This window comes from Fulvivirga maritima (assembly GCF_021389955.1).
GTDB classification, from domain to species: Bacteria; Bacteroidota; Bacteroidia; order Cytophagales; family Cyclobacteriaceae; genus Fulvivirga; species Fulvivirga maritima.
Genome location: NZ_CP089980.1, coordinates 5,689,842 through 5,705,980, shown reverse-complemented (window position 1 = coordinate 5,705,980; position 16,139 = coordinate 5,689,842). Strand labels below are relative to the sequence as shown.

The following is a 16,139-nucleotide window of genomic DNA, read 5'->3' as shown; positions in this document are numbered from 1 at the left end:
AATTGTTAATGGATTTAAAAGAAATTGTAGAAAACGCCTGGGAGGATCGGTCGTTGTTAAAGGAAAAAGATGTTCAAATAGCTGTTAAAACTATTGTTGGTGAGTTGGATGCCGGAACCAAAAAGAGTGGCAGAGTTCAATGGCTCCGAGTGGATAGTTAACGACTGGATTAAGAAGGCTGTGATCTTATATTTTCCACTCATGAAAATGCAGACCATTGAGGTTGGACCTTTTGAGTTTCATGATAAGATAAAGCTTAAAAATAATTATGAGAAGTTGGGCGTTAGAGTAGTACCTCATGCTGTTGCTCGTTACGGTTCATTCTTAAGCAAAGGAGTAGTAATGATGCCTTCTTACGTAAACATTGGTGCTTATGTAGATGAAGGTACTATGGTTGATACCTGGGCTACAGTAGGTAGCTGTGCACAGATAGGTAAAAATGTTCACTTATCTGGTGGTGTAGGTATTGGTGGAGTATTGGAGCCAGTGCAGGCCGCTCCGGTTATTATAGAAGATAATGCCTTTGTAGGTTCAAGATGTATTGTAGTAGAAGGAGTGCATGTAGGTAAAGAGGCTGTGCTGGGTGCTAATGTAGTGCTTACAGGCAGTTCTAAAATTATAGACGTAACAGGTAGTGAGCCAGTAGAGATGAAGGGCCATGTACCGGCAAGATCAGTGGTAATACCAGGGTCTTATACTAAGAAATTTCCAGCAGGAGAATTTCAGGTACCTTGCGCCTTAATCATCGGTAAAAGAAAAGAAAGTACCGATAAAAAGACTTCTTTAAATGATGCATTAAGAGAAAATAATGTAGTCGTATAGAGTCTGGCACTTACTTTGTTCGTTTGTATTGTATAAACGAATAATTATATGCCATGAAGAACTTATTACAACTCGTTATAATATTTGTGACCTTTTCTGCTTTTACTATAGGAGATGAAGGTGTTTATACCGACGTTCCTAATGACAGTTTTTATAAGGGAGAGCAACTTACTTATAAAATTAATTTTGGGATTTTCTCTGTTGGTGAAGCAGAAATGGTTATACAAGACAACTTCTACCGGGTAAATCATAGGGATTGCTATAAAATAGATGTTTATGGTAAAACCACTGGTATGGTAGACTGGGTAGCCAAAGTAGATGACCACTGGGGAGCATATGTAGATTCTGCTGCATTAGTGCCCCATATTTCCTACCGAAACATTAAAGAGGGCAATTACCGCAAAAATGAAGTAATTAGGTTTGATCACCGCTCTAACCAAATAGAGGCCAAGGTGAAAGACAAAAAGACAGGTGAGTACAAAGAGCCTAATTACTATTACGCCCCTGAAGATATTAGAGACATGCTGGCTGGGTACCTGTACCTGAGAACAATGGACTTCTCAAAAATGAAGAAAGGGGATGAGTTTACCTTAAGCGGATTTTTTGAAGATACCTTCTATGAGCTGGATGTAGTATATAAAGGAACAGATAAAATTAAGACTAAGGCAGGCAAGTTTAAAGCTATTAAGCTAGTTCCTATTATGCCAGATAATAAACTATTTGATGGAGAAGATTCCATACTAGTGTGGATTTCTGACGATAAAAACAAAATTCCTTTGAAGATAGAAGCCAAGATGTTTATTGGTAGTACCGGATTAGAACTTAGCGATTATAAAAACTTAAGAAACGACCTTAATAAATTGGATTAACCAAAACTGAAAATTATATCAAACCGAAACTTACTTCATGTATTCTTTAACACTATCGTTGATCTTGTGGTCACAGTTGGTCTTTAACTACAATCAATCGGTAGGAGTGAAAAAAGAGCTGTTACATTTCAAATCTTCAGATGGGGTGGAAATGTCAGCTGATTTTTACTTTGTGAGAAAAAGCACCTCACCGCTTATCATTTTGTTTCATCAGGCAGGTTGGAGCCGAGGGGAGTATCTGGAGATAGCTCCCAAGCTCAATGCTTTGGGGTATAGCTGTCTGGCTGTAGACCTGCGCTCAGGGGGAGCTGTTAATGATGTGCAGAATGAAACTAATATCAATGCCCTTAAAGCTTCCAAAAATACTCGTTATGTAGACGCCTATCAGGATATGCAGGCGGCTGTTAAATATGGTAGCTCGCGCCTTACTAAAGGTAAGCTAATTGTATGGGGCAGCTCTTATTCATCATCACTTGCCTTAAAGCTGGCAGGGGAGATGTCTGATAAAGTAGATGCTGTCATAGCTTTCTCACCTGGCGAGTACTTTTCATCTCAGGGGGTAGGCCGTGATTATATTACATCAGGAGCCTCCCGTGTAACACAGCCGGTATTTGTAACTTCTGCCCGCAGTGAAAAGAACAATTGGTGGGGCATGTATGTGTCTATTCCTTCTGAAGAAAAGCAGTATTACCTGCCAGAAACAGCGGGTAATCATGGAGCCAAAGCGTTGTGGAGCGAATACGCCGATTCTGACGAATATTGGATGGCACTATCAGGATTTTTGAAATCAATTTGATGATTTTATTCTTACCTTTGCCCTATTACATGTAAATAAGCGTACTTTCAATACCTATTTTTATAACTTTTTAACTATGCAGAAAACATTTATAGTAGTACTATTAACTCTTTTTATTTTTAGCTGTAAAGACGAAAGATCGGAGTTAGGAGATAAATATTTTAAAAAGGGAGACTACGCCAAAGCGGTGGAGGCTTACACCGAATACCTGAAATTAGAGCCAGCTCATGTAAAGTCATTATATAACAGAGGCAGAGCCTATGAAGAGCTGGGACAAAGTGAAAAGGCAGTAGAAGACTTTAAAAAAGTGCTTAGCGAAGATCCTCTAAATGCTAATGCTTATTTAAGCTTAGCCAGTGATTTTTATTATAGACAGCATGATTATGAAAACACAGTTTTCTATGTAGATAAAACATTAAAGTATGATGAGAGTAATGAGGCAGCTTATACCTTAAAAGGGAAGGCTTTCCAAAAGCTAGGGGAGTTAGATCAGGCCTTGACAGCGTATAATGATGCTATTAGTGTTAATAAACAATATGCTGATGCTTACCTTTCCAGAGGACTGCTTAATATCTATAAAAAAAGACGTAGTCAGGCTTGTTCAGATTTTAAAATGGCCAAATCGCTAGGTGCTTCTAATGCAGATCAAGTTTTGAAAAAATATTGCAATTAATTTGCTGTAAAATTACTAATGAAAGCCCTCTCGATAGCGAGAGGGCTTTTTTTATGATCTGAAATTTAAATTATTATGAGAATAGTTTAAATTCCAGAATAAATTTTGCTAAAAATAATTAGGTATAGAATAATTGATCTATTATATTGGATTTATGGAAATAAAATTTCCCTATTTCAACCTTCGCCACCTAATTGTCATTTTCGGTTTTACTTAGCTTGGAAGTCGTATCAAGCTCGGAAGCTGAAATAGACTGATCATTTTTTCACATCTTTGGGAATCCTTCCCTATCACATTTTCAAACCATTTAGATTAGTTCATTATCAGACCGGGTGAGTTTTCAACCTAATTTCTAACAAACTGGTTATTACCCTACATACCAACTCTATTCGCCGCTTCTTTTTGTGGCCTGATACCGCTATGCAGGTGTATTAACCAATCTAAAACCAACTAAATGAAAAACATCTATATAGATAGAGTCATGCTGTATAGGCAATGGCTGTTTTTAGTAGGGTTTATGCTGCTTCCTTTTCTGCTTGCGGCGCAATCTGACCCTAAAAGTAGTACCCTACGTTTGAAACTGACCGAGCAAGCAGCGGCCAGGATCGAAAAGTCCAGTTTAAATAAATCGAGTAAAGGATATATAGTAACTGGGTTCCCTTCAATGGATGCTTTGAACGAAAAAAGTAAGATTGTATCCATGAAGAGAGTTTTTGCTCATGCAGGTAAGTATGAAGCAAAGCACCGTAAATATGATTTACATCTATGGTATGAAATATCATATCCTAAGTCTTCCACTACTAGTAAATCTATTGAATCTCTTAGAAGTGCCTATGCACAGCTTTCAGAAGTGCAGGTGGCTGAGGTTTATTTAGAAAAGAAACGTAGTTATGAAGAAGAGTCAATGAAGCCCTCTAAGGTGAATGTCTTAGATACGTTGGCTGATGATCCACAACTAAGTTTACAGTGGCACTATAACAACACCGGACAAACCGGAGGTACCCCAGGGGCAGATATTAGCTTATATCAGGCTTGGGGTCTTGAAACGGGTAGTAGTGATGTAATAGTGGCTGTAATTGATGGTGGTGTAGACGTTGATCATCAAGATTTAGCCGGAAATATGTGGAACAACCCAGATGAGATTCCCGGCAATGGTATTGATGATGATAATAACGGTTATGTTGATGATGTTTATGGATATAACTTCGCTGATGGTACAGGTGAGATCCCTGGTGATTCACATGGTACTCACGTAGGCGGAACCATAGCGGCAGAAACTAATAATGGTATTGGTGTTGCCGGTATAGCTGGTGGTACTGGTGCCGATGATGGTGTTAGGCTAATGAGTTGTACCACTTTTGGTGTTACTACCAATGGGGGCTTTGATGAAGCCTTTATATATGCTGCTGATAACGGAGCTGTAATAGCACAAAACAGCTGGGGATATATTAATCCTGGTGATTTTGAACAATCTGTACTTGATGCTATAGATTACTTCATAGCAGAAGCTGGTTATGATGAAAATGGTGATCCTTATGGCCCTATGCAGGGAGGAATCGTGATTTTCGCAGCTGGTAATGATGGCGTAGACGGAGAGTGGTATCCTGGTTATTATGAGCCTGTATTAGCTGTAGCCGGTACAGACCATAATGATAATCAATATGTAGGTTCTAACCGAGGAGACTGGGTAGAAATGGCAGCTCCTGCAGTGAATGTTTATAGTTCATTTCCTAATAATCAATACGGGTCAGCTACAGGTACTTCTATGGCTTGCCCTCATGTGAGTGGTGTGGCTGCTCTGATCGTATCTAAGTTTGCAGGTAATATTACACCGGAGCAAGTCTGGAGCCGATTAGTAGAAACTACTGATGAACTACCTAATCTACCACCAGGGTTTGGTACTGGGCGCTTAAATGCTTTCAGTGCACTTCAGGAAGATGATGGTACTTCGCCAGAGGCTATTGATGATTTGGCGGTTACTGATGTTTATCAAAATTCAATCACACTTACCTGGACAGCTCCTTCTGATCCTGGTAATGGTTCGGCCAGTCTTTATGATATAAGATATTCAACAGAGCCAATTACTGAAGAGAACTTTAGCAGTGCTACACAAGTAGGAGATGAGCCTACTCCAGGTGCTGCAGGTACTTCAGAAGAGTTTGAAGTGGAAGGTTTAAATGCCAGCTCTACTTTCTATTTTGCTATTAAGTCAGCAGACTTTTTCGGAAACCTGTCAGAGCTATCAAATATAGCAACTGGCACTACCGAAAATGCTCCTGTTATTTCTATAGTACCAGACTCTTTAGATATTGATATTGATGTGATGCGTAATCCTGTAGCTACAGCTAGCATCACTTTGAGTAATGAAGGTGATGGTGCTAATTTAGAATATGCCATGTCAGCGGCTATCGTAAGTCAAAGCCAGTCTTTTACCTCTAAGCTTTATCCTGGAGATGGGCTGAATAGAATTAATATGCAACAGTATGGTGTGGGTAACAGCTCTGAAGGAGTAAGTCCTAAAGCCGCTGGTGTATCCAGAACATCTGAATATCAGCCTTATGCTGATGCTATAGATGCTATTGATTCTATAGCTTATGATGAGCCTGATAATGTTGCTGAAGATTTTGTAGGACTTACCAGTGGTGCTGCCTTTAGCAGTGCTGTGCGTTTTGATGTGGAACAATCAGTTTTCACACTTACCCACGTTAAGAACTTCTTCAGAACAGAAACATTGGCTGATCCTACTACCATTCTGGAAATTTACTCAGGAGAAAATTTAGGATCGATGGAATTACTCCTTTCTCAGGAAGTAAACCTTGCTAGTGAAGAAGGTGAATATTTTACTATTCCATTGGAAGTGCCTCAGACTTTCTATGAAGGAGAGGTATTCTGGGTGGTAGCTAAATTCCCTTCAGGAGTTTCTTATCCTCAAGGATTTGATACTGATGTAACTCCAAGATCGAATACATTCTTCTATAGTGCAGATGGTGGATCAAGCTTTAGTGATCTTCCTTATACCTTAAAGGTAAGAGCGCTTAGTGCTTCAGGCTTTGGTGTTAACTGGATTACTTTTGATCCTGTTACAGGTACTATTGCTCCTGGAGAATCAGAAGATGTAGAAATCACTTTTGATGCTTCTACAGTAGGTAATGGTGAGTATGGAGTAAGTATTATTGCTGAAAATAATGATCCTGCTAATGCTAATGCCAGTATCCCTGCGAGTGTTACAGTATTTGGTCAGGTTCCTGATTTAGTTACAGATGTACAGTTCCTTGAGTTTGGAAGCGTATTCGTGGGTAACACTGAAGAACTACCAATAAGTATAGTTAATAATGGTCTTGGAGACCTGGAGCTTACTGATATTTCTGTTGAAGGTTTTGCTTTTGATGTAGAGCCATCATCTTTATCATTGGCTCCTGGAGAGGAAGGTACTTTGTTGGTTACATTTAGCCCTGCCTATGCCGGTAATATCAATGGAACTTTAAATATTACCAGTAATGATCCTTCATTAAGCTCTTTAGAGATACCATTGGTAGGAGTGGGTACATCACCTCCAATTATTGGTGTTACTCCAGAGGAGGTAGTGACTGCGACCTTAGATGCAGGAGATAGTACTACTCAAACTATTGAGATAACTAACTATGGCAACTACCCACTTACTTTCAGCTTCCCTGAGTTGGCAGTAGAAAGATTGTTGGCAGACCCAAGTATTGAGAAAAACAATACTTCCAAAATAGAAACAATAGAACTTACCAGTAAAGATCAGTTGGATACCAGAAAAGGTCATCCGGTATTATTAGGTGCTGGTGAAGACCTTGACTTTGGTTACCGATGGATCGATAGCGATGAGGCAGGTGGTCCGCTGTTCGCCTGGGATGATATTGCTTCTACAGGTACTGAAATCAATGAGAGTAGTGATGATGGATATACTGAAATAGAATTACCATTTCCTTTTGAATTCTATGGTGAAGAAAAGACAAGTGTACTAATAAGCTCTAACGGTTATCTGACCTTTGGAACTGACGGATCAGATTATACTAATGATCAGATTCCTGGTGCAGATGATCCAGATGATTTTATAGCTCCTTTCTGGGATGATTTACGTCCTTTTTCTGAAAGAGGTTATATGTATTATGAAGTAAAACCAGGTAGACTAATTGTGCAGTATGAGGAAGTAGGAAACTATGCTTCTACTGGTACAGCTACCTTCCAGGTGGTACTTTACAGTAATGGAAGCATTAATTTCTTCTATAAAAGCATGAGTACGCTAGATGATAGTGAAAGTGCCACTGTAGGAATTGAAAATGCTGATGCTACTGATGGCTTGCAAGTTGTATTTAACAATGCTTATGTGAAAGACAGCCTGGCAGTATCTATCATGCCTCCTCAGCCTCAGTTTATTACTGATGCAGATCCATTAGGAGGGGTAGTGCCTGTAAACTCTTCTGTTAGCGTAGAAGTAACATTAAATGCAGCTGATCTTTATGATGGAGTTTATTCTAACAGCTTATTAGTGGCTAGTAATGATCCCTTCAACCCAGAGGTGGAAGTGCCTTTTGAACTTACTGTAATTGGTTATCCTGTAATTGATGTAGAGCCCGATTCAATCGAGTTTGATAGTTTATTTATTGGAAATACTCAGCAAGCTTCAATATCTGTTACCAATGTAGGTTCTAAAGTGCTGGAAGTATCTAGTGTAACTAACAGTAGCTCTGCCTTTGAGGTGGAATTTGATGCACCGGTATCAATAGAGCCAGGTAGAGGTATTAGCGTGCCGGTTACATTCGCTCCAGAATCTGAAGGATTATTTACTGATGAGGTAATGATCAGTAGTGATGATTCTGAAGGTAATGGTATGTGGACGGTACAGTTATCCGGGGTAGGAGTTATTCCACCGGAAATAGTGGTGTCGCCAGACTCTATAGCCGCCACAGTAGAGGCAGGTGAAATGGCTTATGATACCATCACTATAGAAAATACTGGGGGTTATGATTTGATTTATTCTCTGGCAGGTACTTATTGGTTTAAAACTGAAGTAGTACAGCTAGCCGCTAATGCACCTGTTATTGATTTTGGAGATCTTTATTTGGGCAAAGGAGATGAAGATACACGAGTAGGACACCCTGTAAGAAGTAGCGCGGGATCTGATGAAAGTTTCGGTTATACCTGGTCTGATAATAAAAATGGTGGTCCTGGTTATGAGTGGACTGACATCTCAACTTCAGGAACAGATATTACAGCAGAAATTGGTTCAGAGTCATTTGCTGATGGAGAGGTTAAAGTGCCTATTGGATTTGACTTTTCTTTCTATGGAAATAGCTATGATTCTGTATGGGTGTCAGCTAATGGACTCTTGAGTTTTTCTGAACTTGGCAGTACTATTACTAACTCTCAGATACCAACAGCAAATACTACAAATAACCTTATAGCTGGTTTTTGGGATGACCTTGAGCCTGGAGCTATTTCAGGAACAGTGGTATATGAGTCTTTTGATGATATGTTTATCGTTCAGTTTACTGATGTAGCTCGCTATGGTTCAACTTCAGAAGGAACAGTTACTTTCCAGATGATCGTTTATGAAAATGGCGATATCAAGCTGCAATATGCTGATGTAGAAAGTGCTAATTTCCTGGATCAATCAACTATAGGTATTGAAAACGCTACAGGTACTGATGGAGCTCAGGTAGCTTTTAATACTGAATATTTAGAAGATGAGCTTGTTATGTTATTTGAGCCACCAGTAATGGGCAAAGTAGCACCAGGAGAAATGGTGACAGTAGCCGTTACTTTAGATGCTTCTGATCTTAATGATGGTGTTTATGAAGATGATGTAATCATTAGTAGTAATGATCCTGAAACTCCAGAAGTTTACATTCCTGTAACACTTACAGTACAAGGTATGCCAGAAATAGTGGCTCTTCCTGATACACTGGATTTTGAAGAGGTTTATGTTCATGAAGATTCTGTTTTCAGTAAAACATTGGATGTGACTGTTTCTAATCCTGGTTCTAAAGTGCTAACAGTAGATTCATTATTTATTGATGGTTCCGGCTTTATGTTGGAAGATGGTTCTCCATTTACATTAGATCCAGATGATGAATTAACGCTAAGCGTAACCTTTATGCCTGATTCATTAATTGAGTATAGTGCTAGTCTGGTATTCTACAGTGATAGTGAATCTGATAGTACATACACAGTAACCTTATTGGGAGAAGGAGTAGCTCCGCCAGTATTTACAGCTTATGTACCGGGAGATTCTATATATGTAGAGTTAAAAAGTGATGAAGTAGCTTCTGAGTTTGTTACTGTTGCCAATAGTGGAGGTAGCTTGCTTACCTATGATGCTACGGTACAATATAGCCTTGGTGCTAGCGCCAGTAGCTTTGCTGAAGTACCTGAATATGCGCACATCACTGCTTCTGAGGCCCCTATGGGTATGGCAAATGCTGAGCCTGTAATATCAGTGAAGAAAATGTCAGATGATGGAATTAACTTTTCAGATTCAATAGCTTATGATCCTGGATCTACTGCTGATGATTTTGTAGGTATTCCTGATACAACAATACCTTTTGCTTCAGCTACCAAGTTCGAAGCGCCATCTTCAGGATTTACCCTTACTCATGTGAGGAACTTCTTTAGAACTGAAGGTAGCACAGATCCTGTAGTGATGGAAGTATATGCTGGTGGTGACAGCCCCGTTTTTGGGGAGCTTGTCGCTTCTCAAGAGATCACTGGTGGTACTACTGATGGTGAATTTGCTCTGATTACATTGGATGCTCCTCAATCATTTGATGAAGGTGAAGTATTCTGGGTAGTATTCCATTATCCTGTTAGTATGGTCTTCTCTCAAGGAATAAATGAAGGTGTAGCAGGTGTAGAAGGCTTGTATATGTATAGTAACAATGGTGGAGTTAGCTATAACCCTGCTGAGGTAGATATACCTGGGGCTGCCTTTAAAGTTAGAGCTTTAATGTCAGTTTCTCCTTGGATTACACTTGCTCCTGAGGCTGGTGAGCTTGCTCCTGCAGAGGAAGAGCAGATAGAGGTAACCATGAGTGCTGCTGAAGCAGGACCTGGAGATCATTATGCTAGCGTTATGATATCTAGTAATGATCCATTTAATCCTATGGTTCAAATTCCGGTACAGGTACATGTTAATCAATTACCTGAGTTTACAGAATACCCTGCTGATACTATTTCAGTATATGAATCAGGTGAAATATCTGTTACGCTCAAGGCAGAAGACTACGATGGAGAGGTGTTAGTATATACACTGGAAGAGATGTATCTCAATGCTACCTTTACCGCAGCAGAAGATTCTGCCGTAGTGAAATTTGCTCCTGACTTTGAACAAAGTGGTTATTATACCTTTACTGTAGCAGCTATGGATAATTCTCTGGAAACAGCTACCGTTTCATTTGTTGTAGAAGTAATTGATGTAAACAGACCACCTATGATAGTGGATCAAATTCCTGTACAAAGATACAATGTAGGTGGTGGAACTGATGTAATAGACCTTTCGGCTTACATTACAGATCCTGATATGGAACCTCTTACTTATACTGTTACAGCTATTAATGCTGAAATAGTAGATGTAGAAGTGGAAGGTAAATTGTTATTCATTACTCCATTAAAAAGAGGTACTACCTATGTAAGCGTTATTGCTTCTGATGAAGATGAGGCTATGGTAGGTTCTTCGTTTGAAGTGAGGGTAAGAAGAGCAAATGCTAACCCTGTAGTGGTGAAACAAACAGAAGATCAGGATATGAGTACAGAACTAGAATCAGTGGTGTTCAACCTGTCAGAAATGTTTGAAGATCCTGATGGAGACATCCTTTCTTACAGTGCGCTTTCTAGTAATGAAGACGTAGTAACCGTAGTTATAGCTGAAGATATGCTCATATTAGTGAAGCATAACTCAGGTGAATCACAAATCACAGTAGATGCATTAGATGGTAAAGGAGGAGTAGCTTCTACTTCATTCCTTACTAAAGTAGGCAGAGTTACTGGTGTTGAAGGAGCTTTCAGTGGACATGAAATTGGCTTGACCAGTTATCCTAATCCTATGAATGCAACCTCTACACTTCGTTATTCACTTACAGAGTCTAGTGATGTAAACGTACAAATACTTACTACTGATGGTAGAATGATTCGTACTATAGTAAACGAAAAGCAAATGGCCGGAGATCATGATGTTATGCATGATAGAAAAGGCCTTCGCGAAGGACTATATCTGTATCGTATTCAAGTTGGCGATCAGGTATTTTATAGAAGGTTAGCGGTATCTAACCAGTAATCAACTTAAACTAAACCTAATAAGCCCGGCTTTTGCCGGGCTTTTTTTATGCGCTCCATTCCTGTAAGTTCTATCTAATTACTTGATATCTTTCCTAAACCTTTAATCTTTGCACTCGTAAGCCATCAATAAAGCTTTTTTTGATAACTATGAAGAGATCAATACTATTATCCCTTACTTTATTATTTATCACCGCCGCCTTTGCACAGAAGCCTGATAAGCCTGATGCTGCCGAAGTACTGCTTAAGCTAAAGAAACTAAACTTTCTTGGTAATGTGCTGTATATGGCTGCTCACCCAGATGATGAGAACACCAGGCTCATAGCTTATCTATCTAATGAGACACTTGCCAATATAGGTTACCTGGCTCTTACTCGTGGTGATGGCGGACAAAACTTAATAGGACCAGAAATAAGAGAAGGTCTTGGTATAATAAGAACGCAGGAGCTCCTGGCAGCCAGAAGGGTAGATGGTGGCAAGCAGTTTTTCTCCAGAGCTAATGATTTCGGTTACTCAAAAACAGCTACAGAGACATTAGAGATATGGGATGAAGATCAGGTACTGTCTGATGCCGTTTGGATTTTCAGAAAATTCAGACCTGATGTAGTCATCACCAGATTCCCACCTGATGAAAGAGCAGGCCATGGTCATCATACCACTTCAGCTATTATGGCAGAAAAGGCCTTTAAAGCAGCGGCTAATAAATCACAATACCCAGCACAGCTTAAATATGTAGATACCTGGCAAACCAAAAGACTTTATACTAACACCGGTAGATGGTGGAACCCCAACATGACGGGTGAAGAAGATGGAGTACTTACCATTGATGTTGGAACATATAGCCCTTTATTGGGTAAATCTTATACTGAAATAGCAGCTATAAGCAGAAGTCAGCACAAAAGTCAGGGCTTTGGTTCTAGCGGAAGTAGAGGGGAGTCTAAGGAATTTTTAGAGTATGTAATGGGAGATGAAGCCGAAGAAGACATATTCGAAGGAATTGATACTTCATGGAAAAGAGTAAAGGGCGGAGAGAAAATAGGTAAAATAGTATCTCAAGCAATAGAGAAGTACAACCCTGCTGAGCCTTCAGCAATATTACCTGAGCTAATAGAAGCCAGGCAAGCCATTAGCAAATTGAGTGATCCTTATTGGAAGCAGCTGAAGCTATCTGAAGTAGATTATTTAATCAAAGCGGTTACAGGTTTATTTATTGAAGCAGTGGCTGATGATTATGCGGTAACACCAAGTAAAGAGGTGAAGCTTTCATTAGAAGTAATCAACCGATCTCCGATAAATATTACTCTTGAAGAAATTCAATACGCACAGAAAAATGACACTACAGTAAATGCAAAGCTCATTGAGAATAAAGACTTTGCTTTTTCTCACACTTATACCATCCCAGAGAACGCTGCATTTTCACAGCCATATTGGTTAAGAGAAGAGGGGACTTTAGGCATGTATAAGGTGGAAGACCAGACCATGAGAGGAAAGCCCGAAAATGATCCAGCTTTGCAAGTAAAAGTGTCACTGAGCATTGAGGGAGAGCAAATTTCTTATTCAGTGCCTGTGGTATATAAATGGAATGATCCTGTAGGAGGAGAACTTTATAGACCTTTTGCTGTCACTCCACCGGTATTTGTTAACCTTAATGAAGGCGTTTACATATTTTCTGGTGATGAATCAAAAACAGTAACGGTTGATGTAAAAGCTGTTGAAGATAACCTAAAAGGGAAGTTAAAGTTAAAAGTACCCTCTGGCTGGAAAGTAAATCCTGCCAGCTATGATTTGGCTATTGATAAGAAGTGGGGCGAATCTCATTATAGCTTTGAGCTTTTACCTCCGTCAGAACAAAGTACAGGAGACGTGCAGGCAGTAGTAGAGCTTGATGGACATGAGTATAGTAATAGCCTTACTAACATAGATTATGATCACATTCCTGCTCAGATGCTAATGAATAAAGCAGCATCTAAAGTGGTGAAATTAGATATTAAGAAGAGTGGCCAAATGGTAGGCTACATTCAAGGTGCTGGAGATGCCATACCTGCTGCACTTAGAGAAATAGGCTATGAAGTTTGGGAGATGAGCGAAAGTGATATCAAACCTGATAACCTTCAAAAAATGGATGCCGTGATTTTAGGTGTAAGAGCTCTAAATACTAATGAAAGAATTTCTTTCTATATGGATGATCTGCTTGATTATGCCAAAAATGGAGGAACTTTAATTGTTCAGTATAATAACAGCTATCATTTACATGCAGATCATTTTGCACCATATCCTTTGGAGCTTTCTAGAGACAGAGTTACTGAAGAAGATGCCGAAGTGAGAATATTAAAGCCTGATCATCAGGTGATGAACTACCCTAATAAAATTACCAGTAAAGACTTTGAAGGATGGGTACAGGAGAGAGGACTTTACTTCCCTCATAGTTGGGACAGTCATTATGAAGCCATTTTATCTAGTAATGACAAAGAAGAAAAGAAAAGCCCTAAAAATGGCGGATTATTAATAGCGCCATATGGCAAAGGACATTATATATATACAGGTTACTCTTGGTTTAGAGAGTTGCCAGCAGGTGTGCCAGGTGCGTATAGGCTGTTTGTTAATTTAGTGTCACTAGGAGCTGATAAGCCTGCTGATACTAAGGTGAATAAGTCTAACTAATCATTTATGGATACTAATCAACCGAAGAGTCCTGAGAAAATACCATTATTTAAATCGTGGAAAGCCTGGTATCTGCTAGTAGTAGGTAGTCTGGCATTTCTTATTCTGATTTTTCATTTATTTACCAGGTATTTCTCATGAGTGTTTTAGATTGGACGGTACTGTTGGGTACACTCTTCTTGATAGTAGTTTATGGGCTTTGGAAGAGTAGGGGGAGTAAAAATATAAGCCAATACCTAAAAGGAGATAATTCCTTAAAATGGGGCACCATTGGTCTTTCTGTAATGGCTACTCAGGCCAGTGCCATTACCTTTTTGTCTACGCCAGGGCAGGCGTATGAATCTGGAATGGCCTTCGTTCAAAATTACTTTGGTTTGCCAATAGCCATCATTATTGTAGCAGCCATATTTGTTCCTATTTATTATAAGCTCAATGTTTACACTGCATACGAGTTTTTGGAGCAGCGTTTCGATCTTAAAACCAGACTATTAGGAGCCTTCCTTTTTTTAATACAAAGAGGCCTGGCCGCGGGTATTACCATTTATGCTCCGGCTATTATTCTTTCTACCATGCTGCATTGGGACCTTACCTATACCATTCTCTTTACGGGGATTTTGGTGGTGCTGTATACGGTGAGTGGCGGCACTAAAGCGGTGAGCATCACCCAAAAATATCAGATGGCAGTGATCATGCTCGGCATGTTTAGGGCCTTTTTTATTATAATTAGTTATCTGCCTGAGAATGTCTCTTTTATTAATGCCCTGCATGTAGCAGGTAAAATGGACAAGCTGGATGTAGTTGATTTTTCTTTTGACCCAGAAAAAAGGTATACGATATGGACAGGGCTCACCGGCGGGTTCTTTCTTGCCTTATCCTATTTTGGAGCTGACCAATCTCAGGTGCAAAGGTACGTAGGGGCTAAATCTGTTGCTGAAAGTAGATTAGGTCTCATTTTTAATGCACTTTTTAAAGTGCCTATGCAGTTCTTTATTTTGCTGGTAGGGGTAATGGTATTCGTTTTTTATCAGTTTGAGGAGCCGCCAGTGTTCTTTAAGTCAGTAGAAATGGAGCAGTTGAGAGCTAGTGAATACAGGGCTGATATTCAGGCTCTGGAAGATCAGTATTCAGCTAATTTCGAAGAGAAAAAGACAAATATCGTTAATCTGGTAGATGCCTTGAATGAAAATGATGAACAACAAATAGCTACTTATACCGATCAGGTAAAACAACATAAGGCATCAGAACAGAAAATCAGACAAGAGGTAAAAGGCCTTTTAAAAGAATATGATGAAAGTATAGAAACAAAGGATTCTGATTATGTCTTTCTCACTTTTATAACTAATTATCTGCCTGAAGGAGTGGTGGGGTTATTGTTGGCCGTGATTTTTTCAGCTGCCATGTCATCTTCCTCTGGCGAGTTAAATGCACTTGGTTCTACGGCATCCATAGATTTTTATAAGCGAGTATTTAAAAAGGAGGCTTCAGACAAGCATTATCTGATAGCATCTAAACTGTTAACCGCCTTTTGGGGGATTTTAGCTGTCGGTTTTGCATTATTTGCCAGTTTGGTAGAGAACCTGATAGAAGCGGTGAATATTTTAGGCTCCATTTTTTATGGTGTAATCTTAGGCATGTTTTTAATCGCCTTTTTTATAAAATATATTAAAGGTAATGCTGTTTTTTATGCCGCAATCATTTCTCAAATAACTGTAATTTTTTTATTTAAAACACTTTCTATCAGTTATTTATGGTATAATGTTATAGGTTGTGTTCTTGTGGTAGTACTTTCTCATCTGATCCATTCTACCCTAAACTTCAATAAATCTAAATAAGGTTTAATTACGTTTATAAATTCTCCATATGGTACTCTTGTTATAAGATTATAGAAGTGTGAAATAGAATATTTCCATTATCTGTAATTTTTTCCTGCTAGTGTTAAATTTAAAGTCATTGCTTTATTTGTAATTTCCTGTTATTCAGTTGATTAGGTCGATGGCATCTTTTTGTATTATTCATCCACAGA

6 protein-coding genes and 1 pseudogene are annotated in these 16,139 nt (G+C 39.1%); all 7 read left to right on the top strand.

What is annotated here, in order from left to right; translation table 11 throughout:
- The first annotated feature begins 8 nt into the window (after positions 1-8).
- The 7 genes and pseudogenes from LVD15_RS23930 (at position 9) to LVD15_RS23900 (ending at position 15,948) form a co-directional block, all read left to right on the top strand.
- Positions 9-822: pseudogene (locus LVD15_RS23930) on the top strand (2,3,4,5-tetrahydropyridine-2,6-dicarboxylate N-succinyltransferase).
- Positions 823-875: 53 nt separating this feature from the next.
- Positions 876-1,691, top strand: coding sequence for a DUF3108 domain-containing protein (locus tag LVD15_RS23925; RefSeq protein WP_233777701.1), 816 nt, complete (start codon positions 876-878; stop codon positions 1,689-1,691).
- Positions 1,692-1,728: 37 nt separating this feature from the next.
- The gene (locus tag LVD15_RS23920; protein ID WP_233777700.1) at positions 1,729-2,487 is read left to right on the top strand and encodes an alpha/beta hydrolase; all 759 of its coding nucleotides are present in this window, start codon (positions 1,729-1,731) and stop codon (positions 2,485-2,487) included.
- Between the two features lie 76 nt (positions 2,488-2,563).
- Positions 2,564-3,160: a tetratricopeptide repeat protein gene (locus LVD15_RS23915; protein ID WP_233777699.1), complete on the top strand. Its 597-nt coding sequence runs from the start codon at positions 2,564-2,566 to the stop codon at positions 3,158-3,160.
- Positions 3,161-3,614: 454 nt separating this feature from the next.
- The gene (locus LVD15_RS23910) at positions 3,615-11,456 is read left to right on the top strand and encodes an NIDO-like domain-containing protein (RefSeq protein WP_233777698.1); all 7,842 of its coding nucleotides are present in this window, start codon (positions 3,615-3,617) and stop codon (positions 11,454-11,456) included.
- A 149-nt stretch (positions 11,457-11,605) separates the two neighbouring features.
- Positions 11,606-14,116 carry a PIG-L family deacetylase gene (locus tag LVD15_RS23905; RefSeq protein WP_233777697.1) on the top strand — a complete coding sequence of 837 codons (2,511 nt, stop codon included), beginning with the start codon at positions 11,606-11,608 and terminating at the stop codon, positions 14,114-14,116.
- A 137-nt stretch (positions 14,117-14,253) separates the two neighbouring features.
- Entirely contained in the window at positions 14,254-15,948 is a 1,695-nt protein-coding gene (locus LVD15_RS23900) for a sodium:solute symporter family protein (protein ID WP_233777696.1), read from the top strand.
- Positions 15,949-16,139: the final 191 nt, after the last annotated feature.

Coding starts and splice junctions, on each gene's coding strand:
- LVD15_RS23910 (WP_233777698.1), top strand. CDS start 3,615: ATGAAAAACATCTATATAGATAGAGTCATGCTGTATAGGCAATGGCTG.
- LVD15_RS23900 (WP_233777696.1), top strand. CDS start 14,254: ATGAGTGTTTTAGATTGGACGGTACTGTTGGGTACACTCTTCTTGATA.
- LVD15_RS23905 (WP_233777697.1), top strand. CDS start 11,606: ATGAAGAGATCAATACTATTATCCCTTACTTTATTATTTATCACCGCC.
- LVD15_RS23925 (WP_233777701.1), top strand. CDS start 876: ATGAAGAACTTATTACAACTCGTTATAATATTTGTGACCTTTTCTGCT.
- LVD15_RS23920 (WP_233777700.1), top strand. CDS start 1,729: ATGTATTCTTTAACACTATCGTTGATCTTGTGGTCACAGTTGGTCTTT.
- LVD15_RS23915 (WP_233777699.1), top strand. CDS start 2,564: ATGCAGAAAACATTTATAGTAGTACTATTAACTCTTTTTATTTTTAGC.